This window comes from Parabacteroides merdae ATCC 43184, assembly GCF_025151215.1.
GTDB lineage: Bacteria > Bacteroidota > Bacteroidia > Bacteroidales > Tannerellaceae > Parabacteroides > Parabacteroides merdae.
The window spans coordinates 3,082,580-3,102,028 of record NZ_CP102286.1 but is presented as its reverse complement, the minus strand read 5'-3'; the positions used below and the strand labels follow the sequence as shown (position 1 = coordinate 3,102,028).

Here is a 19,449-nt window from a genome sequence, read left to right as displayed (position 1 = left end):
TTCAATTTTCAACTTTCAACTTTCAACTTTCAATTAACATGAGGGGATTGGTTATTAAGAATACGGGTAGCTGGTATACCGTACGCACCGATGATGGTCGCGATATAGAAAGTAAGATCAAAGGAAATTTCCGCCTGAAAGATATCCGTACCACCAATCCTGTTGCGGTCGGAGACCGGGTCGATATTGATATCAATACCGAAGGGACCGCCTTTATCACCAAGATCGAAGACCGGAAGAATTACATCATCCGCCGCGCTTCCAATCTTTCCAAGCAGTCGCATATTATCGCCGCGAACGTAGACCAGGCGATGCTGATCGTGACAGTCAACTATCCGATTACCACTACCGTTTTTATCGACCGTTTTCTTGCTACAGCCGAGGCTTATCGTGTGCCGGTGAAGTTAGTCTTCAACAAAATAGATCGCTATCATGGCGGTGACCGGGAATTATTGGACGATTTGGTCACTCTGTATACGACGATCGGCTATCCTTGCTCTATGCTTTGTGCCCGTACCGAAGAGGGCTTGGATGTGTTGAGAGAAGACCTTAAAGGGAGAATCACTTTATTGTCGGGTCATTCAGGTGTGGGGAAATCAACTATTATCAATAAACTGATCCCAGGTGTCAATCTCCGTACCGGCGATATCTCCGAATACCATAACAAGGGAATGCATACTACCACCTTCTCTGAGATGATTCCTTTGTCGGATGGCGGTTACCTGATTGACACTCCAGGTATCAAAGGTTTTGGCACGATCGAAATGGAAGGTGCGGAAATCGCTCATTACTTCCCTGAAATATTCAAATTCTCCGCTGATTGCAAATTCAATAACTGCTCTCACCGCCATGAGCCGGGCTGTGCCGTCTTGCGTGCCGTAGAAGAACATTATATCAGCGAATCGCGATATAAAAGCTACCTGAGTATTCTTGATGATAAACAGGAGAGCAAGTATAGGGAAGAATATTAGACTGCCGGCAAGCTCATACCTGTGATCTTGCGGTATAAATCCAATGCATATACATCTGTCATGCCGGAGATATAATCGAGGACGCATTGTACTTTGCCGTAGACGGTCGGTGCGTTTGTGTCGTACTGTTCCGGGATGCGTTGCAACAGGAGCTTACTGTAGGCATGATCCTGGTTCATGACAGCTTCTGTCAGCGTGTCGATCAAATGACTGAAGATATGGTAACCTGCTAGTTCAATGTCTAAAACTTCTTTGGCGCGGTATATCTTTTTGTAAGCGGTTTTTGAGCAGGTGTCGTATGCGGCTTTTGCCTGATCGCAAATGTTATCGATAAGCGGAGTGTTGTATGTTCCGCTGAGGATATCCTCTTCGTTTTCGAGGAAGATGCGGGAACATTCGTCAACCAAGAGGCCGATGATACAGGAACGTAAGTAGGCGATCTGTTCGTTGGTATCGTCTACCATCTTCATGACACGGACAATATGGTCGAGGCGTTCCCCTTCGAAAAAATTGAGGAGCAACCGGATGGCTTCTTCCGTTGTTAGGATATGCAGTTTGTAGGCATCCTCGATATCCATGATCTGGTAGCAGATATCGTCAGCTGCTTCCACCAAATAAACAAGCGGATAGCGGACGAACCTATTTGCGTCTTCCGGGTTCCGGCTAATGCCTAATTCGTTGGCAATGCGCAGGTAAGCCTCCTCTTCCGACTGGAAGAAACCGAATTTTCCTTTCTTCCCTGCGTAAACGGAAGAATACGGATATTTGATGATGGAGGCAAGCGTGCTGTATGTCAGGGCAAAGCCCCCTTTGCGGCGCCCGATGAACTGGTGGGTGAGCAGACGCATGGCGTTCGCATTCCCTTCGAAATGAAGAAAGTCTTCATAGCGCCCTCCTTCGTTGAGAATCTTTTCCTGTAACTTTTTTCCGTTACCTTCAGCAAAGTAAGCGGAGATCGCCCGTTCTCCTGAATGTCCGAATGGCGGGTTGCCCATGTCGTGGGCAAGACAGGCGGCTGAGACGATGGAACCTATTTCCGGGAAATTGACGCTTCCGTCGGGATATTTCAGCATCAGGCCTTTGGCGACATTGTTGCCTAATGAGCGTCCTACACAGGAGACCTCTAAGCTATGTGTCAAACGGTTGTGCACGAATATACTGCCCGGTAGGGGGAATACCTGAGTCTTGTTCTGTAAACGGCGGAAAGGGGAGGAAAAGATCAGGCGGTCGTAGTCTCGCTGAAAATCGGTGCGTTCATGTTTGCGTTCGTGATATTCTTCCATTCCGAAACGTTTGCCGGAGAGTAATTGATTCCAGTTCATCTTGTCTTGTTTGCTTAATAGATTAATTCTCCTTTTCCTTGGCGGATGATTTCAAAGTCGTCTGTTGTGCAGTTGATGACGGTCGAGGCTTCCGTACCTCCGTAACCGCCGTCGATGACGATGTCCACTAGGTTTTCATACTTCTCCTCGATCAGTTCGGGGTCGGTACTGTATTCGATGATCTCGTCTTTGTCATGCAAAGACATGGTCAAAATCGGATTTCCGAGTTCCCGTACAAGTGTACGGATGATATTATTGTCCGGCACGCGGATCCCTACCTCTTTTCTGTTCTTGTAGATTTTTGGTAGCTCACTGCTGGTCGGCAAGATGAAGGTAAAGGCGCCCGGTAGGTTTTTCTTCATCAACTTGAAAGCAGCGTTGCTCACTTTGGCGTATTCGCTCAGATTGGAAAGATCATAACAGATAATGGACAGGTTACTTTTCTGCGGGTTGACGCCTTTCAGCTGGCAGATCTTTTCGACTGCACGCACATTCAACGCGTCACAACCGATGGCATAAACGGTGTCGGTCGGGTAAATCACGAGGCCACCGTCGCGCATGATATTGACCACCTTGTCTATCTCCCTGAGATTGGGGTTTTCGGGGTATATTTTTACGAGCATAGCGTTATGAGTTGAAAATTGAAAGTTGAAAGCTGAAAGTTTGAGAAAACACGAAGTAAACTTTCCTCTTTCACCTTTCCGCTTTCACCTGATTTACGGCTTAACCGTAAATGATGTGTCCGTTTTCGTCGGTATATTCTTCCAGACCTTTGCTGTACTGGTTCATGGCACGAAGGCTCATACCCATGCTTGAGAAGCCACCGTCGTGGTAGAGGTTCTGCATTGTGACTTTGCGGGTGAGGTCGGAGAACATCATAACGCAATAGTCTGCACATTCGTCGGCTGTGGCATTGCCCAGCGGGCTCATCTTTTCGGCGAAATCCATCAAATGATCCATGCCTTTCACGCCACTACCGGCTGTAGTCAATGTCGGTGACTGGGAAATGGTATTGATACGCACGTTCTTTTCACGGCCATAGATGTAGCCGAAACTGCGGGCAATGGATTCCAGTAGGCTCTTGGCATCTGCCATGTCGTTATATCCGAAGAATGTACGTTGTGCTGCCACATATGAGAGGGCGATCACTGAACCGTATTCGGCAATGGCATCCTGCTTTTTGGCAACCTGCAACATCTTGTGAAAAGAGATTGCGGAGATATCCAGTGTCTTTTCCAACATGCTGTAGTCCAAATCGTCGTAAGTGCGTTTCTTACGCACGTTCGGGCTCATGCCGATGGAATGTAAAACGAAATCTATCTTACCCCCTAATATTTCTACTGATTTAGAGAAAACCGTTTCCAAATCTTCCACGCTCGTAGCATCCGCCGGAATAACTTCGGCGTGCAACTTCTCAGCCAGAGCATCCACCTGTCCCATACGAACGGCGATCGGTGTATTGCTCAGTGTGATCGTTGCTCCTTCTTCTACGGCTTTTTCAGCCACCTTCCAGGCGATGGACATGTCATTCAGCGCACCGAATATAATGCCTCGCTTGCCTTTCAATAAATTATGACTCATACCTTTTATTTTAATATGTTACGGCACAAAGATAGTAAAAATGTGCAAGATACGCAATCGCTTACATGAAACCCCTTCAAGTCTGGGACAGGATAGGGCCCCCGGATATTTATTCCCTGTAGTACACTCTTTTTACCCTCGGCGAGATAGAGGTAAGTATCTCGTATGGGATGGTCTTTAGTTTGTCCGAAAGTTCGCTGACAGGGAGTTCTTCGCCGAAAATGATGACGGAGTCTCCTTCGTGTGCGTCGGTATCGGTGACATCGATCATGCAGGCATCCATACAGATATTGCCAATGATCGGGCAACGGTGGCCATTAATCACGACCTCGCCACCACCATTGCTGAAATGACGGTCCAAGCCGTCGGCATAACCGATCGGGATAATCGCGATGCGGGAATCGCGCTTTACATAGCTCATCCGGCTGTAGCCGATGGAATCGCCTGCCGGAACGTTTTGTATCTGCAAGATAGTCGTCTTCAGCGTGCTGATGTTACGCAACCCTTTCTGACCGGAGGCACTGACTCCATACAGGCCGATGCCGAGACGTACCATATCCATCTGATAATCGGTGAACCGTTCTATTCCGGCCGAGTTCAGGATATGCTTGATCACCTTGTATTCCAACCCGGCTTCCAGTTCTGCTGCCACGCGGGTGAACGTATCCAGTTGCTTTTTTGTGAAATCGTCGAAGATATAGGAGTCGCTGCCTACGAGATGTGAGAATACGGAGCGAGCTACTACGCCGCTCTGTTCTTTCAGGCGACGGCAAACCTCCGGTACATCTTCCGGCTGGAAGCCTAAACGGTGCATTCCCGTGTCGATCTTGATATGGATCGGATAAGAGGTGATGCCCCTGCGTTCCGTCTCTTTTATCATTGCGTCGAGCAGACGGAAACTGTACACTTCCGGCTCCAGCTGGTTTTCAAACAAGACATTGAAGCTGCTGAATTCCGGATTCATGACGATAAGCGGGATCGAGATGCCTTCCTTGCGCAGTTCTTCTCCTTCGTCGGCAACGGCAACAGCCAGGTAGTCGCAACGATGTTCTTGCAGTGTCTTTGCCAGTTCATAGGAACCGGCTCCGTATCCGAAAGCCTTGACCATGCAGACCATTTTAGTTTCTGGCTTCAGCTTTGAGCGGTAATAGTTGAAGTTATGGACAACGGCATCCAGGTTCACTTCCAAGATCGTCTCATGCACTTTCTTTTCCAGCAGCTCGGATATACGTTCGAAATGAAATTGGCGGGAGCCTTTTATCAGGATCAATTCGTCTTTGAACTTTTTGAAAGACGGAGACTTGATGAATTCATCCGTTGTCAGGTAAAATTCTTTTTCGATATCGAAAGCACCTCCGTACTCTTTCAAGTCACGGCCGATACCGATAATGCGATCGATCTTCTTTCTGCGCACCAAGTCCGCAACTTTCTTATAAAGAGACTTCGGTAACGTTCCCGATTGCAGGATGTCTGAAAGGATTAGTGTGCATTTTAAATTCTTCTCTACGCGGCGGCTCTGTTGGAAGTCGAGGGCGATATCCAAAGAATTGATATCCGAATTGTAGGTGTCGTTTATCAATAGGCAGTTGTTGATACCCTGCTTTACGTCCAAGCGCATGGCAACCGGTTCGAGGCGCTTGAATTTTTCGATATCGTTTACGCTTGTCGGTTTCAGATACAACATCACGGCCATACAGTGGATGGCGTTTTCGATAGAAGCGTCGTCCGTAAAAGGAATCGTGTATGTCCGGTCGAAACCTAAAAGCGTGCAGCGGATAATGGTTTCGGAATCCAGTTTCTTGATCGACTCGATATACAAAGGGGCTTCCGAGTCTGTCCGACTCCAAGTGATTGCTTTGTGGGACAGGCAGGCCGACTCGATGCAGTTGGCGATAAAAGCATCGTCGCCGTCATAGATGATTGCTTCGCAGTCGTTGAACAACGTCAGCTTTTCTAGACATTTCTGCGTGGAAGAGATAAAGTTCTCCTGATGCGCTTCCCCTATGTTTGTGATTACGCCGATGGTTGGTGCGATGATCGGTTGAAGGCGTTCCATTTCGTCCGGCTGGGAAATGCCTGCTTCGAAGATGCCTAATGTATTCTTGTCGCTCATCTGCCATACCGACAGCGGAACCCCCAATTGCGAGTTGTAGCTCCGGGGGGAGCGGACGATGTTGAACTCGTTGTGCAATAATTGATAAAGAAACTCTTTTACAATCGTTTTCCCGTTGCTTCCCGTAATGCCGATTACCGGAATATTGAAACGTTTCCGGTGATGGGCCGCTAACTTCTGGAGTGCTTTCAGTGTATCCTTGACGACAAGGAAGTTTGCTTCAGGCATCGATTCGAACTCCGGTAAAAAAGTGCTGACTACGAAGTTGCGTACACGTAATTTATATAATCCTTGTATATAATTATGTCCGTCGTTGGTCTTTGTCTGGAGGGCAAAGAATAGACTTTGTTCGGGGAATGAAAGACGGCGGCTGTCGGTAAGCAATATACTGACAGGTGCGTCATATAATTTTTGGGCGTCAGCTCCAATTATCCCGGCGATTTCTTTAATTGAATATTCCATTCTTTTCTCTATAATTAAGTTTAGAACTTCTTTTTAATCATTTCGACTTCATTTGTCATATCAAAGTAAGGGAATTTCTCGTTAAGTCGTTCCATCTTTAACAAAGTTTGCGAGATGAATCGTTTATAGGCTTCGCTTTCCGGTTGAAACGGCTTGTGGTTAATGGCCTTTTGGATATCCTTCCATTCTTTAAGAATTGACAGCGAATCAGGTGAAAGCATGCTGCCTGTGAACCGTTCCCAGATATATTCGATCGCCGTGGTGGATGGATGCAGCATATCGTCGGCATAGAAACGGTACTCCCTCAATTCGTCCATCATGATTTCGTAAGCTGGGAAATAGGCGGTGTGTTCCGGGAATTCCTTTTGCAGAGCGTCGATGGCAAGCAGGAGGGTAGCTTTGCTGAGCTGGTTACCGTGTGCTCCGTCTTTCCAATGGCGGATCGGACTGACGGTGAAAAGTATCTTCAGCTCTGGATTCTGTTTCCAAAGCGATAGAAGCAGACTTTTCCATTCCGCTACGATTTCTCCTACGGTAAGTAACTGTCGGTCGAACATCTTTTCTGGCAGCCTATGGCAATTGGATACGACCTTTCCCGAACTTTTCAGCTTGTAGACCCATGCCGTGCCGAAAGTAAGGATCATCCGTTGGGCTTTCAGTATCGTGTCAGCGGAACTGAACAGTCGCCTATTGATGTTGGCTAAGCATTCCGTTTCCGAAGGTGAGGAAAAACGGCTGTGATGGCTGAAGCTATGATAAATCCCTTCATGCTGAAAAAGATCATCTCCTGTGAACTGTTCCGGCTGAAGTAACATGCGAATCGCTTCGGCTATGGACGAAGGATTATAAAGCGTACCGAATGGGTTCAAATCGGTCTTGAACTTGTTTCCCTCCAATTTTTTTCCTATGTTCTCGGCAAAGCAGGAACCAAGCAGAACCGTTTGCACCGTATAGGAAAATGTAAATGGGGTTTTGGGGATTGTGATGTGGGTGTAAAATTCCATATTGTATTTAATTGCCATATATTTATTCGTTTTTCAATCACTTCCTTTACAAGTTTATGCAACTTTTTTCAAATAGGTAAATTTTATCTCCTTTTCGAGTTGGATATTTATCTGTGAGCATAAGCTGTCATTGTTTCGGACTTCGACACTTTTGGTTTAAACACATATAATCGCAAATTTGGCTTTTTACAGGTGGAAAGAAATAAAAAATGACAATTGACAACAAAAAGGCAGGCCTTTGATTGTCAATTGTCATTTTTTTGATCATTATGAGATGCCTGATTAATTGGCGATTATCAGTTAATTAAACTCTTTCCCATATTTCATCTGTGCATCGGCAACGAATTGTTTGATGCGTTGTTCGTCCTCTTTCTTGCAGATCAGGAGAACATTGCCGGACTCGGCCACGATGCAATCATTGATGCCCTGTATGACGGTGAGGCGTTTCGGATTGTCGAGGGCAACGATATTGCCGTTGCTTTCGTACATTATCGCTTCACTTTTTAGGAGCGCATTGTTTTGTTCGTCTTTCTTCGCCAGGTCAAACAGCGATCCCCATGTCCCGAGGTCGGCCCAGCCGAAGTCAACACAGAGCATATATACGTTGTCCGCTTTTTCCATGATCCCGTAGTCGATGGAGATATTCAGGCAGTAAGGGAAGTTCTCGGCGATGAAATCTCGTTCTTCCGCTGTGTTGAATTTTTCTTTGCCCAAATCGAAACGGAGGGAGATATCGGGGAGAAATTTGGAGAATGCTTCTAAAATGGTGTTGACGTTCCAGACGAAAAGACCGGAATTCCAGAAAAACTCGCCGCTCTCCATGAATACTTTTGCCAGTTCCAAATCCGGCTTTTCAGTAAAAGTTTTCACTTTCGTGAATTCGTCCAGCATGATATCGCTGCTTTGGATATATCCGTAGCCTGTTTCAGGACGGCTCGGTTTAATGCCTAACGTAACTAGTGCATTGTTGTCTTTTACGAAGTCGAGGCTTTTCTGCACATCTTTCAGGAAAATGTCCTCTTTCAGAATCAGATGATCGGAAGGTGCGACAACAATATTTGCATTCGGGTTGCAAGCTTTGATATGATATGCCGCATAAGCGATGCAAGGAGCTGTATTACGACGTGCCGGTTCCAATAATATCTGCGATTTTCCCAACTCTGGCAGTTGCTCTTTTACAAGTGAAGCGTATTGCTCATTTGTTACAATATAGATATTTTCGATCGGAATAATCTTGGAGAAACGATCGAATGTCATCTGTAGTAGCGACCGGCCTGTACCGAAAAAGTCAAGAAACTGTTTAGGGTAACTTTCTCTGCTGAAAGGCCAGAAACGGCTTCCGATCCCACCGCCCATGATAACGCAATAATTATCTTTCATGATGATCCAGGTTGTTTTTTTAGTTATACTCTTACAAAGTTAACGAAATATTCCGGGATTTCGTTTATCCATAAATCCTAAGAAGATATAAAATGAAAAAAAAGAGGAAAATGTTTGCAGGTTTAAAAATAATGTCTACCTTTGCAACGCAAATGAGAAACAAACTTACTCAAAGCAAATGCCCAGATGGCGGAATTGGTAGACGCGTTGGTCTCAAACACCAATGGATTCACTTCCATCCCGGTTCGATCCCGGGTCTGGGTACTAATAAACCCTGATAATCGACTGATTATCAGGGTTTTTTCTTTCTATAAGGCGTACTAAATGTGTACTGAGCGACAAAAACAAGAATAGAGTGTACTTTTGTGGTTTTCATTCTTTCATCTTTATGATTTCTTAACTCTTATGCGTTCTTTTCTGTCTTATTCTTGCTAATGTTTTCTCGGAAAATGCGATTTCCACCTTATATTTGTATCTGAGAACAAATTTATAAAGGTACAGTTATGGAAAATCATATAGAAACCAATTTCAGAGCGATACAGAGGATATTAGATAGTTGCGTAGCGCATGACTATAAAACTAAAGTTGATGCACTATTTTTAAAGCGTGAATATCTGACAAAGGCTCAGATAAAGGATTATTTGCGGCAGGAAATTTTCCGTGTTACCGAAAATATAGTAGCCATTCAGCAAAAATACCGTGTCGTGCGTGACATTGTACAGGATATGGATATTCCCGATTTTTTGTGGGAAAGCGGTTATTTTGAGGACTTGACTTCTGATGAGAGGAAAAAGTACATCGCTTTCCGTTGTTCTGATTTTGATATGGACGCATATTTGCATGAACCGTCTTGCTATGATGAACGGCTTCCCTATTTTTCCATCATCGTTAGCCTTGTGGTACTTTCCAAGTATTTGTACTTTCTGCAAGAGCAGGAGAGCAAATACTATACAGATTCTGTTGCCACTAAAGAACAAGTCTTGCCAAAAGAAAAAGATGAAAGTGTAGAAACCACTCCAGCCAAGATTGTGGGCAAAAGCAATCCTTTCAAATCCACTTTGAAAGCCAATGAAATCAAACTTCTGACTGAATGTGTGAACGAAACGAATATGTTTACTACTACTGTCAGCACCAAAATACTTACCGATTTTTTCAACTGTAAGTTGGACGGTGTATTGAAAGTTAATAATACCCGTCTGTTGGCTTACCTAATGATGCAACTCAGCTGTTATAACTACATCATTTATGAGTGGCAGTCAGTTATAGCAAACAACAAGTTGATATTGAAGAAGATAAAAGGAGAACCGCTTACACGCACTGACTTGTCGAGTGCGACAGACCAGGCGAAGAACATCTATCCGAAAGGATATGAAATTATAGACAAATACATCAAACAACTGCAAAAAGGTTGAGCATAGATTGAACGCTCAAACAAAGGTCAATTAGACTTCATTTTCAACCTCTTAACTTTGCTCCCGTTAACACAAAAGACGAGGGTGCGCACCTTCATATTGTTTCACCTAAAATCCCAAACGATATGGAAAAAGACTTGGAGTTAAGAGTTTCCGAACTCGAAAAGATGTTGTTCCTTTCAAAGAACGTGCTTAGCTTCGATGAAGCGAGCAGGTTCTTGAACCTTTCTAAAAGTTACCTGTACAAGCTGACTTCGGGTAACTTGATACCCCATTACAAGCCGCAGGGCAAAATGCTTTATTTTGAAAAGGCTGAGCTGGAAGCATGGTTGCGTCAGAACCCGGTGAAGACGCAGGCGCAGATAGAGCAGGAAGCGCAGAAGTATATCCTTAACCGTCCTCTAAAGAAATAATGGCTATGGAAAACAAGACGAAAGAGGAAATCGGACAAGGTACAGCCATGACGAAAGAAGATTTTGCAGCCCTTTGGAAAACCATTCGTCTAAAGGTGACGGACACTTATGAAGTACCGCCCGAAATTCTTTGGGTGAACGGTTCTACTATCGGCACGTTGGGCAATTTCAGTGCATCCACAGGCAAAGCCAAGAGCAAAAAGACATTCAACATTTCCGCCATTGTTGCGGCAGCATTGAAGAATGACGAGGTTTTGAAGTATTCGGCATATCTGCCACCGAACAAGCGCAAAATTCTCTATGTTGATACCGAGCAGAGCAAGTACCATTGCCATAAGGTCATGGAACGTATTTTGCGCCTTGCCGGACTGCCGACCGATAAAGATGTGGACGATTTTGTTTTCATTGTGTTAAGGGAGCAGACCCCCGACAAACGTAAGCAGATAATTGGCTATATGTTAGAGAATATGCCCGATGTGGGGTTGCTCATCATTGACGGAATCCGTGATTTGATGTACGACATCAACAGTCCGAGCGAATCGACCGACCTAATCAACCTTTTGATGCGCTGGTCAAGTGGGTATAATCTGCATATCCATACCGTACTGCATTTGAACAAGGGGGATGATAACACAAGAGGACATATCGGTACAGAGCTGAACAACAAAGCTGAAACCGTCCTGCAAATCACGAAAAGCACGCAGGACGGCAATATAAGCGAAGTAAAGGCGATGCATATACGTGACCGGGAGTTTGACCCGTTCGCATTTCGCATCAATGACAACGCTTTGCCCGAAGTCATGGACGGTTATGTATTCCAGCAACCCAAACAAGACAGGAACTTTCCGCTTACAGAGCTGACGGAACAGCAGCACCGGGAAGCATTGGAGAACGGTTTTGGCAAGCAGGTTGTACAAGGCTATTCCAATGTGATAGCGGCATTGAAACAAGGTTACGCAAGTATAGGTTATGAGCGTGGACGCAATGTCCTTGTGTCGCTTAACAAGTTCCTTGTGAACAAGCGCATGATTGTGAAAGAGGGTAAGGGCTATCGCTACAATCCCGATTTTCATTATTAAAAGTCGGTTTGGTTTAGTCCGGGTGTATATATAAGCGGAACGGACTGTCTGTTTCCCGGTATCGACAGCAGGCAGGTTTAGTATGGTACGGGTATATATATGACGGACTAAACAGGACTGGCGCACTTTTCAACGATTTTTTAATCCCCAAAAAGAAAATATTATGAACATCGAAGATGTGAAACAAATACCCATCGCAGATTATCTGCATAGTTTAGGTTATTCGCCCGTCAAGCGGCAGGGTAACGGTTTATGGTATAAATCACCATTGAGAGAGGAACACGAAGCGTCCTTTAAGGTGAATACAGACCGCAACCTTTGGTATGACTTTGGCGCAGGAAAAGGCGGCAACATCATTGCCCTGGCAAAGGAACTTTACTTTTCCGACAGTCTGCCCTACCTTTTAAAGAGGATAGAAGAGCAGACCCCGAATGTTCGCCCAGTCAGTTTTTCTTTTCCCCAGTGTAGGACAGAACCAAGTTTCCAACATTTGGAAGTCCGGGACTTAACTCATCCGGCATTGCTCCGTTATTTGCAGGGACGGGGTATCAATATTGAGCTGGCAAAAAGAGAATGTAAGGAACTTCATTTTACCAATAACGGGAAGCCATTCTTTGCTATCGGGTTCCCGAACATGGCAGGAGGTTACGAGGTTCGCAATTCCTTTTTCAAAGGCTGTATTGCCCCGAAAGACATCACCCATATACGGCAGCAGGGAGAGCCGAGAGAGAAGTGTCTGGTATTCGAGGGATTCATGGACTACCTCTCTTTCCTTACGCTCCGCATGAAGAACTGTCCGACCATGCCTGACCTTGACAGGCAGGACTATGTTATTCTTAACTCGACTGTCAATGTGCCGAAAGCCATTGATGTGCTATACCCGTATGAACGCATCCACTGTATGCTCGACAATGACGAGGCGGGGTATAAGGCGACACGGGCTATCGAATTAGAATACTCCTACCGTGTGCGTGACTTCTCGCACAATTACAGGGGATATTCGGACTTGAACGATTACTTGTGCGGCAGGAAGCAGGAACAGAAAAACGCAGCCAGCCAAGTACAGGAAACGAAGCAGAAAACCGGACAATGTGCCGTCCAAAAACAAAAGAGAGGTAGGGGCATTTAATCCGGCAGGATTGCCAGCGGCTGGCGGTTTCATAGGGAGAGCAAGGTTATGTTTCGGTAGACCGAAACCACCTTGCTTTGCTCACCGCAAAGGAAACCGCTCCCGTTGGTCGCAATTTCTAAGATACCATCAAAAAGTAAAAAGACATGAAAAGGATACAGGATAAGCCGGGCGGTCGTCCGGCAAAGAAACGGACGGAAAAGCAGAAAAAGGTAGTCAGTACGAAGCTGACCGAGTTGCAGTATTACGCCATCAGGAAGCGAGCCGGGGAAGCCGGGGTGCGCATCAGTGAATATGTCCGGCAAGCAGTTATTTCGGCAGAGGTCATACCCCGGCTGAACAGGCAGGATGCAGATGCTATCCGCAAGCTGGTAGGGGAAGCCAACAATATCAACCAGCTGGCGCATAGGGCAAATGCCGGAGGTTTCGCATTGGTGGCGGTGGAATTGGTGAAACTCAAAGATAGGATTGTTGAAATCATAAACCATTTGTCGGATGATTGGAAAAATAAAAAAAGGAAGCGGTTTTAAGGGCTGTGTGAACTATGTGCTTGGTAAGGAGCAGGCGGTTTTGCTTCATGCGGATGGGGTTCTGACCGAGAGCCGGAGCGATATAATCCGCAGTTTCTGTATGCAGACCGGGATGAATCCCGACTTGAAAAAGCCGGTTGGACATATTGCACTAAGCTATTCGGCAGTGGACGCACCCAAATTGACAGACGAGAAGGTGGTACAGCTTGCACAGGAGTATATGCGTGAAATGAAAATCACCGATACGCAGTACATCATCGTGCGCCATCAAGACCGGGAGCATCCACACGTGCATATCGTGTTCAACCGTATAGACAACAACGGCAAGACTATTTCGGACAGGAACGATATGTACCGTAACGAACAGGTATGCAAGAAGCTGAAAGCCAAACATGGGCTTTATTTCGCCAAGGGGAAAGAGCAGGTGAAACAGCACCGATTGAAAGAGCCGGACAAGTCGAAATACGAGATTTACACGGCTGTGAAAAATGAAATCGGCAAATCCCGCAACTGGCAGCAGTTGCAGCACAGGTTAGCGGAAAAGGGTATCACTATCCAGTTCAAACGAAAGGGACAGACCGATGAAATACAGGGCATATCCTTTTCCAAAGGAGAATACACGTTCAAAGGCTCGGAGATAGACCGCAGTTTCAGTTTTTCCAAACTGGATAGATATTTCGGAGATACAGGTTTGAATGTTGCCGAAAGTCAACGGCAAACAGCTTTCGCACCCATTCGGGAACAAATACCCACACGGAGTAACGCAGAAAGTCCGTTTATAAGCGGTTCGCTCGGTCTGTTTTTTGCATCACCGTCCCCGGTGGATGAAGAGCCGAACTTGAATTTGAGAAAGAAGAAGAAAAAGAAAAAACGACTTAAATTGTAAAGACATGGAAGACAACTTGATTTTAGAGGGGCTTCTCTCTATGGTAACAGAACTGAAAGAGAAGTTGGAAGCGCAGGTAACGCCAGCTAGCCGGGAGGAAACTCTCGAACGGTTTGGAGCGATTGAACAGGCATTGTCGAGGCTGCATAGTAATCCGGCTGTTCCTGTGGAGAAGTTGCAGACTATCCAAAGTCAACTTGACGATGTACGGAACAGGATGCAAGGTCAGCAGCAGCACATCGAGGACACCAAGAGAATATCATTGGAAATCTATCGTAATTTTAAAATAATAGTTGACACCTTGAATTCCTACAAGACGGATAAAGAGGAAGTTGCCCACTTGCCGTTCTATCAACGGATTTATAACAAGGTTACTTATTGGATTCGTCCGGGATTGTTTATTTTTTCGGCAGTGCTGGTTCTTTGTTCTGCTTCCATATGGTTGAATATCCGTTTGGCTACACGGATGCAGCAGTTACAGGATAACGATATGAAATACCGCTTTTTGCTGATGCAGGGTTGGGCAGACGGAGAAGTCCTTGATATACTGGAAACCAAATTCAACTGGCAGAGGGATAACGATTTCATTCAAATTCTGACTGATTCTGTGATAGATTTTGAATTTCGCAGCAAGAAACAGGCGGAAGCATTGGAGCGTGCAAGGCTACTCAATGAACAAGCCGAGCAGTTGAGAAAGGAAGCTGATAAACTGGGTAAGCCATAAACGAAGTAAAGCCGGGGTGATGAACTATGTTCACCGCTTCGGCTTTTTTCAAATTCATTTCTTTGTGTAGTGCTCTTTCTTAAGCTTGTCAATATTGTTGTACTTTTTTATTCGAACAGTTCTCGTATTTCTCTAATTCCATTCGACTGCGGCTGGAAGTTACTAAATATACTCCACCGAAAATCAGGAATACTGCTACTATTTTTGTGAAATTAAAAGAGTCTATATTCCAGCAGACAGCAACAATACATGCCACAATCGGTTGGATATAATTATACATTCCAGCTACGGTTGGTCGCAATTTCTTTTGTCCTACAACAACAAGCATATAGCTGATGAATGTTGCCCCAATCACAATAAAAGCCAATCCAACTATTTCAGTCATTTGTAAATTGCCCCAATGTACATCTGCCAAGTCTTTTGCTGAGAAAGGTAACATGCAGATAAAAGAGTAGGTAAACATCCATTTCATAATGGTTGTTAATGAATATTTATTTACAAAATCTTTATAGAGTACAATGTAAAGGGCATAACTCAATTGGGCAAATAAAACAAGCAAATCTCCCCATATGGCTGTATCTTTGTTTGTGGATGTTATTTGAATATTTTGTCCGCTACCCAAGATAAGCAATAAAGCACCTCCTGCTCCCAATGTAATGCCTAGTACTTTTTTCCCAGTTATGGGTTCTTTCAAAATGAATGCAGCTAAAATCATAGCCCAAAGCGGCATACTTGTCGTAATGATGGAGGCATCTCCGGGAGAGGTTAAACTAACTCCGAATATGAAGCATCCTTGATTAAACACTATGGCTAGTAATGAAGCAAAAAATAAAGATACTAAGTCTTTGTGATTAACGTGTTCTGGCTTTTGAAAAAAAGACGTTATCCAGAATAAAATCATAGCACCGCCAATACGCAAATCTGTTATTACTAAGGGAGTAATGGCACCACCTACCAAAATAACTTTGGAGACCGGTGACATAAGTCCCCACATGACATTTGCTCCAAGCATGGAGGCATGTCCCTTCCAATCAAAGTTCATTGTCTTTTATGTAATATAAACTGAGTAAGTATAATGTTATTGCTAACACAATTAGGCAAACAGAAACTAATCCTGTAAAATAATTAGCCAACACGAACCAGCTAATTCCACAGATTACGAGATAGAGAAGTATCCCCTTTGTTTCGTTTTTGCTAATTCTAATTTTTATTTTGGAAAAAAGAAAATAATCCAATGAATACTTGCCAGCTCCTAATAGCAGCTGGATAAGGTATAAGCCTAAAAATAGAGTAGGTAATACCTTAATATTGAATGAGTCGAAGAAGTGAAATTTGACCGCAATCAACATGTTAAATGCTAAAATACTTGCAGCCAATCTGGTCTGAAATCCAACTATAAGCATTATTGGACAAATGGTTTGGGCAAAGATAGTCAGCCACAGAGACGGAATATTACCGATACAGATAGGGTTACCGAAAAAATCTGCGGCATATCTGTCATAATTGACAATCTTCCCATATCCATAAGGTAACATCATCAATCCGCAAAAGCTACGGAAATTAAGAATTACGAAAGAGTAGAAATTCCCTGAAAAGGAATTTCTACTCACTAAATAATTTATAAGATGCTTCATATATTCACAGTCAATCAATATGATGTCCAACCGCCATCGGCCACGAATATACTGCCATTTACGAATGAAGCTTCATCAGAAGCAAGAAAGAGAGCAACCTTGGCTATCTCGTCCGGGGTACATTTCCTCATGTTCGTGATGTAACCTTCTGTAATCTTATCTTCAATATCTTTCCATTTTCCAATAGACTGGTCGCGTGCTGTTTTGGATCCGGCCAGCTTTTCACTGTTGATGCGCAGATTGGTTTCTACTCTACCGGGGGCAACAGCATTGCAACGGATATTCTTTTCCTTATAGTTGAACGCCACATTTTTGGTTAATCCGATTAAAGCATGTTTGGAAGCTACATAGGCTGCTCCACCACCACGTGCTCCAGTAAATCCGGCAATGGAAGCTGTATTGACAATGACCCCACCGCCCTGTTTTTCAAAAATGGGAATCACTTTACGAATACCTCGCATCGGTGCATTCAGGTTGGTTTCCATTACCTTGTACCATAAGTCGTCACTGACTTCACCGAGCGGTATCAGCTCGTCAAAAATGCCTGCATTATTCACCAGTATGTCCAGACGTCCATATTTGGATAAAGCAGCATCCACCATTTTTTGAATGTCGGCTTCTTTGGTTACATCCGCTTCTACGCCTATTACATCATATCCCTGCTTGGACAATGAGGTTACGGCTTCATTCAAAGTGACTTTATTGATGTCAACCAGAACGACTTTAGCTTTTTCTTGGGCAAACAAGGTGGCGATAGCTTTTCCATTGCCAGATGCCGCTCCCGTAACCAAAGCTATTTTGTTGTTTAACCTGGCACTCTGTGCGAATGCTTGTCCTGCAAATAACATGAGAATGAGAATCATTCCTAGAGAAATAATTTTTTTCATACGCTTTGAGAATTTAAATGTTACTATAAAATCAATAAGCTGTCCAAGCACCATCGGCAACAAAAATGCTACCGTTTACAAATGATGCTTCATCAGAAGCTAGAAACAGAGCAACTTTTGCAATTTCTTCTGGAGCAGCCTTACGCTGATTGGTGGCATATCCCATTGCAATTTTTTCCGTAATCTTAGCCATGTCTTCGGATAAGCATCCATCTTTACTGGATGTTTGAAGTGCTTTTTTGCTATTATCCCGTATGTTGGTATCTACACGTCCCGGAGCCACGGCATTGCACCGAATATTCCATTCCTTGTAGCAAAAGGCCACGTGTTTGGTCAATCCTACCAAGCCATGTTTCGAGGCGACATAGGCTGCTCCGCCACCTCTTGCACCCGTCAATCCTGCTATGGATGCTGTGTTGACGATTACTCCACCACCTTGTTCCTTGAATATGGGAATCGTATAACGTATGGCTCGCATGGGAGCTGTCAGGTTTATAGATAATACTTTCTCCCAAAGTGCATCATCTGTATCGGCAACAGGAACCAACATGTCAAAAATACCAGTATTGTTAATCAGAATGTCCAATCTCCCAAAAGCGGAAATAGCTGTTGATACCATCCGCTCAATATCCGATTCTTTGGTTACGTCAATGACCACCGACAACACCTCGCAGCCTTTCTGCTGCAAATCCGCAGTAACTTGTTCCACGCCTTCTTTATTGATGTCAGCAAGGACGACTTTTGCACCTTCCTGAGCGAATAAAGTAGCTATTGCCCTACCATTGCCCGATGCTGCACCTGTAACTAGTGCTGTTTTGTCTTTTAGTCTCATAATCATTTTTTTGGTGAATATTAAAAATCCTTTCTCTTTGTTTTTATTGCAAATTTAAAGTGGAATGAAATGTAATTTATTGTATCTTTGCTATAAGATATTGTACTATTTCGTTATGTGGAAAGAAAATTTATATCAACCCGTTGAAATTCTGATTCGCAATCATGAAATATTTCCAATTGCCGAACACCAGCATTCATTCTTCGAAATGGTGTATGTGCATGAGGGAACTGGACGATTTTATGTCAAGGAGTCAGATTGTAAGGTTGAGGAAGTTATTTATCATGCCCATTCTTTGTTTCTTATTCCTCCGGAAACCCCTCATTGTTTCACGATAGATACGCATAGTGAATATATATTTATTCGTTTTGTGCTTCATTATGTGGAAGACTATATAGGGAAATATCTGGCAGAGATATTTCGTGACTCCAGTCGTCAGGCAGAAATCTCTCTAAATAAATCGGATGAAAATATGGTATTCCAGCTTTTTGACTTTATAAGAAAGGAAGAAGACAATAGGCAAATGGGGACAAACTATTTGCAACAGCAGTGGCTTAACAGTATCTTGGTTTTAGTTGCAAGAAATATCGTTCATGAAGCTAAAGATGAGTGCCTGTCTGTCAAATATCTTACTATAAATGAAACCAACCCAGCTGTATATATGTTGCAGTATATCCAGCAACATATACACCAACCGGAGTTGTTGAGGGCGGAAAGCCTTTCCAAAATATTTCATCTTTCGCCTGATTATATCGGAATTTATTTCAAACGATATTATCAAGAAACACTACAACAGTATATTGGACGAAATCGTTTGAAGATGGTAGAAAATTTGTTATTGAACAGTTCCATGACAGTCAAAGAGATAGCCTATAAAATGGGGTATACTGATTCTTGCTACCTCGTAAAGTCGTTTCAAAAGGTTTATGGAATTTCATCTTTGAAATATAGGCAAGAACATTCTCAAAGCAATAATTTAAAGTAATGGATTTGTGGTTCTGCTTGCAAGGTTTAGTCTTTTTTGTCTATATATCCAAAACGGACTAAACTTGTTTCTATTGACGGCAATTTATATATGTGCTGGCGAAAA

At 43.9% G+C, this 19,449-nt stretch carries 19 protein-coding genes and 1 tRNA gene; 10 read left to right on the top strand and 10 right to left on the bottom strand.

Annotated features, from left to right (window positions below):
* Nucleotides 1-38 precede the first annotated feature (38 nt).
* The gene (rsgA, locus tag NQ542_RS12990) at nt 39-971 is read left to right on the top strand and encodes a ribosome small subunit-dependent GTPase A (RefSeq protein ID WP_005633200.1); all 933 of its coding nucleotides are present in this window, start codon (nt 39-41) and stop codon (nt 969-971) included.
* On the opposite strand, the gene dgt is transcribed toward rsgA, so the two are convergent.
* The 6 genes from dgt to NQ542_RS12960 form a co-directional block, all read right to left on the bottom strand.
* Nucleotides 968-2,293: a dGTP triphosphohydrolase gene (gene dgt / locus NQ542_RS12985; protein ID WP_005633199.1), complete on the bottom strand. Its 1,326-nt coding sequence runs from the start codon at nt 2,291-2,293 to the stop codon at nt 968-970. The genes rsgA and dgt overlap by 4 nt on opposite strands.
* Before the next feature lie 14 nt (nt 2,294-2,307).
* On the bottom strand, nt 2,308-2,916 hold the full coding sequence (locus tag NQ542_RS12980; protein WP_005633198.1) for an L-threonylcarbamoyladenylate synthase: 609 nt from the start codon (nt 2,914-2,916) through the stop codon (nt 2,308-2,310).
* A gap of 100 nt (nt 2,917-3,016) precedes the next feature.
* Nucleotides 3,017-3,874: an enoyl-ACP reductase FabI gene (locus NQ542_RS12975; RefSeq protein ID WP_005633196.1), complete on the bottom strand. Its 858-nt coding sequence runs from the start codon at nt 3,872-3,874 to the stop codon at nt 3,017-3,019.
* A gap of 109 nt (nt 3,875-3,983) precedes the next feature.
* Entirely contained in the window at nt 3,984-6,449 is a 2,466-nt protein-coding gene (locus NQ542_RS12970; protein ID WP_005633184.1) for a bifunctional UDP-N-acetylmuramoyl-tripeptide:D-alanyl-D-alanine ligase/alanine racemase, read from the bottom strand.
* Between the two features lie 20 nt (nt 6,450-6,469).
* Complete coding sequence (locus NQ542_RS12965) at nt 6,470-7,453, bottom strand: GSCFA domain-containing protein (protein ID WP_036658198.1); 984 nt, start codon at nt 7,451-7,453, stop codon at nt 6,470-6,472.
* 300 nt (nt 7,454-7,753) lie between these two features.
* Nucleotides 7,754-8,833: a mannose-1-phosphate guanylyltransferase gene (locus NQ542_RS12960; protein ID WP_005633179.1), complete on the bottom strand. Its 1,080-nt coding sequence runs from the start codon at nt 8,831-8,833 to the stop codon at nt 7,754-7,756.
* 180 nt (nt 8,834-9,013) lie between these two features.
* Between NQ542_RS12960 and NQ542_RS12955 the strand changes: the two genes are divergently transcribed.
* The 8 genes from NQ542_RS12955 (at nt 9,014) to NQ542_RS12920 (ending at nt 15,006) form a co-directional block, all read left to right on the top strand.
* Nucleotides 9,014-9,097, top strand: a tRNA-Leu gene (locus tag NQ542_RS12955).
* Nucleotides 9,098-9,336: 239 nt separating this feature from the next.
* Nucleotides 9,337-10,245 carry a hypothetical protein gene (locus NQ542_RS12950; RefSeq protein ID WP_005633173.1) on the top strand — a complete coding sequence of 303 codons (909 nt, stop codon included), beginning with the start codon at nt 9,337-9,339 and terminating at the stop codon, nt 10,243-10,245.
* Nucleotides 10,246-10,370: 125 nt separating this feature from the next.
* On the top strand, nt 10,371-10,658 hold the full coding sequence (locus NQ542_RS12945) for a helix-turn-helix domain-containing protein (protein WP_005633171.1): 288 nt from the start codon (nt 10,371-10,373) through the stop codon (nt 10,656-10,658).
* Nucleotides 10,658-11,737: an AAA family ATPase gene (locus tag NQ542_RS12940; protein WP_005633163.1), complete on the top strand. Its 1,080-nt coding sequence runs from the start codon at nt 10,658-10,660 to the stop codon at nt 11,735-11,737. The genes NQ542_RS12945 and NQ542_RS12940 overlap by 1 nt, the downstream gene beginning before the upstream one ends.
* Before the next feature lie 163 nt (nt 11,738-11,900).
* Nucleotides 11,901-12,866 carry a toprim domain-containing protein gene (locus tag NQ542_RS12935; RefSeq protein ID WP_005633162.1) on the top strand — a complete coding sequence of 322 codons (966 nt, stop codon included), beginning with the start codon at nt 11,901-11,903 and terminating at the stop codon, nt 12,864-12,866.
* Nucleotides 12,867-13,012: 146 nt separating this feature from the next.
* Complete coding sequence (locus NQ542_RS12930; RefSeq protein ID WP_005633161.1) at nt 13,013-13,396, top strand: MobC family plasmid mobilization relaxosome protein; 384 nt, start codon at nt 13,013-13,015, stop codon at nt 13,394-13,396.
* Entirely contained in the window at nt 13,362-14,282 is a 921-nt protein-coding gene (locus NQ542_RS12925; protein ID WP_005633158.1) for a relaxase/mobilization nuclease domain-containing protein, read from the top strand. The genes NQ542_RS12930 and NQ542_RS12925 overlap by 35 nt, the downstream gene beginning before the upstream one ends.
* Nucleotides 14,283-14,286: 4 nt before the next feature.
* Nucleotides 14,287-15,006: a hypothetical protein gene (locus tag NQ542_RS12920; RefSeq protein ID WP_005633155.1), complete on the top strand. Its 720-nt coding sequence runs from the start codon at nt 14,287-14,289 to the stop codon at nt 15,004-15,006.
* A gap of 88 nt (nt 15,007-15,094) precedes the next feature.
* On the opposite strand, the gene NQ542_RS12915 is transcribed toward NQ542_RS12920, so the two are convergent.
* The 4 genes from NQ542_RS12915 to NQ542_RS12900 form a co-directional block, all read right to left on the bottom strand.
* A complete protein-coding gene (locus NQ542_RS12915) occupies nt 15,095-16,048 on the bottom strand; it encodes a DMT family transporter (protein WP_005633153.1) in 954 nt (317 codons plus the stop codon).
* Nucleotides 16,038-16,541, bottom strand: coding sequence for a DoxX family protein (locus tag NQ542_RS12910; RefSeq protein WP_229055940.1), 504 nt, complete (start codon nt 16,539-16,541; stop codon nt 16,038-16,040). Before NQ542_RS12910 ends, NQ542_RS12915 begins: the two co-directional genes overlap by 11 nt.
* 113 nt (nt 16,542-16,654) lie before the next feature.
* A complete protein-coding gene (locus NQ542_RS12905) occupies nt 16,655-17,503 on the bottom strand; it encodes a glucose 1-dehydrogenase (protein WP_227945687.1) in 849 nt (282 codons plus the stop codon).
* 55 nt (nt 17,504-17,558) lie between these two features.
* Nucleotides 17,559-18,359: a glucose 1-dehydrogenase gene (locus tag NQ542_RS12900; RefSeq protein ID WP_005649584.1), complete on the bottom strand. Its 801-nt coding sequence runs from the start codon at nt 18,357-18,359 to the stop codon at nt 17,559-17,561.
* A gap of 115 nt (nt 18,360-18,474) precedes the next feature.
* Between NQ542_RS12900 and NQ542_RS12895 the strand changes: the two genes are divergently transcribed.
* Nucleotides 18,475-19,344: a helix-turn-helix domain-containing protein gene (locus NQ542_RS12895; RefSeq protein WP_005633148.1), complete on the top strand. Its 870-nt coding sequence runs from the start codon at nt 18,475-18,477 to the stop codon at nt 19,342-19,344.
* Nucleotides 19,345-19,449: the final 105 nt, after the last annotated feature.

Excerpts from the sequence above, each read along its gene's own strand:
- rsgA (WP_005633200.1), top strand. The coding sequence starts at position 39 with ATGAGGGGATTGGTTATTAAGAATACGGGTAGCTGGTATACCGTACGC.
- dgt (WP_005633199.1), bottom strand. The coding sequence starts at position 2,293 with ATGAACTGGAATCAATTACTCTCCGGCAAACGTTTCGGAATGGAAGAA.
- NQ542_RS12980 (WP_005633198.1), bottom strand. The coding sequence starts at position 2,916 with ATGCTCGTAAAAATATACCCCGAAAACCCCAATCTCAGGGAGATAGAC.
- NQ542_RS12975 (WP_005633196.1), bottom strand. The coding sequence starts at position 3,874 with ATGAGTCATAATTTATTGAAAGGCAAGCGAGGCATTATATTCGGTGCG.
- NQ542_RS12970 (WP_005633184.1), bottom strand. The coding sequence starts at position 6,449 with ATGGAATATTCAATTAAAGAAATCGCCGGGATAATTGGAGCTGACGCC.
- NQ542_RS12965 (WP_036658198.1), bottom strand. The coding sequence starts at position 7,453 with ATGGAATTTTACACCCACATCACAATCCCCAAAACCCCATTTACATTT.
- NQ542_RS12960 (WP_005633179.1), bottom strand. The coding sequence starts at position 8,833 with ATGAAAGATAATTATTGCGTTATCATGGGCGGTGGGATCGGAAGCCGT.
- NQ542_RS12950 (WP_005633173.1), top strand. The coding sequence starts at position 9,337 with ATGGAAAATCATATAGAAACCAATTTCAGAGCGATACAGAGGATATTA.
- NQ542_RS12945 (WP_005633171.1), top strand. The coding sequence starts at position 10,371 with ATGGAAAAAGACTTGGAGTTAAGAGTTTCCGAACTCGAAAAGATGTTG.
- NQ542_RS12940 (WP_005633163.1), top strand. The coding sequence starts at position 10,658 with ATGGCTATGGAAAACAAGACGAAAGAGGAAATCGGACAAGGTACAGCC.
- NQ542_RS12935 (WP_005633162.1), top strand. The coding sequence starts at position 11,901 with ATGAACATCGAAGATGTGAAACAAATACCCATCGCAGATTATCTGCAT.
- NQ542_RS12930 (WP_005633161.1), top strand. The coding sequence starts at position 13,013 with ATGAAAAGGATACAGGATAAGCCGGGCGGTCGTCCGGCAAAGAAACGG.
- NQ542_RS12925 (WP_005633158.1), top strand. The coding sequence starts at position 13,362 with ATGATTGGAAAAATAAAAAAAGGAAGCGGTTTTAAGGGCTGTGTGAAC.
- NQ542_RS12920 (WP_005633155.1), top strand. The coding sequence starts at position 14,287 with ATGGAAGACAACTTGATTTTAGAGGGGCTTCTCTCTATGGTAACAGAA.
- NQ542_RS12915 (WP_005633153.1), bottom strand. The coding sequence starts at position 16,048 with ATGAACTTTGATTGGAAGGGACATGCCTCCATGCTTGGAGCAAATGTC.
- NQ542_RS12910 (WP_229055940.1), bottom strand. The coding sequence starts at position 16,541 with ATGTTACCTTATGGATATGGGAAGATTGTCAATTATGACAGATATGCC.
- NQ542_RS12905 (WP_227945687.1), bottom strand. The coding sequence starts at position 17,503 with ATGATTCTCATTCTCATGTTATTTGCAGGACAAGCATTCGCACAGAGT.
- NQ542_RS12900 (WP_005649584.1), bottom strand. The coding sequence starts at position 18,359 with ATGAGACTAAAAGACAAAACAGCACTAGTTACAGGTGCAGCATCGGGC.
- NQ542_RS12895 (WP_005633148.1), top strand. The coding sequence starts at position 18,475 with ATGTGGAAAGAAAATTTATATCAACCCGTTGAAATTCTGATTCGCAAT.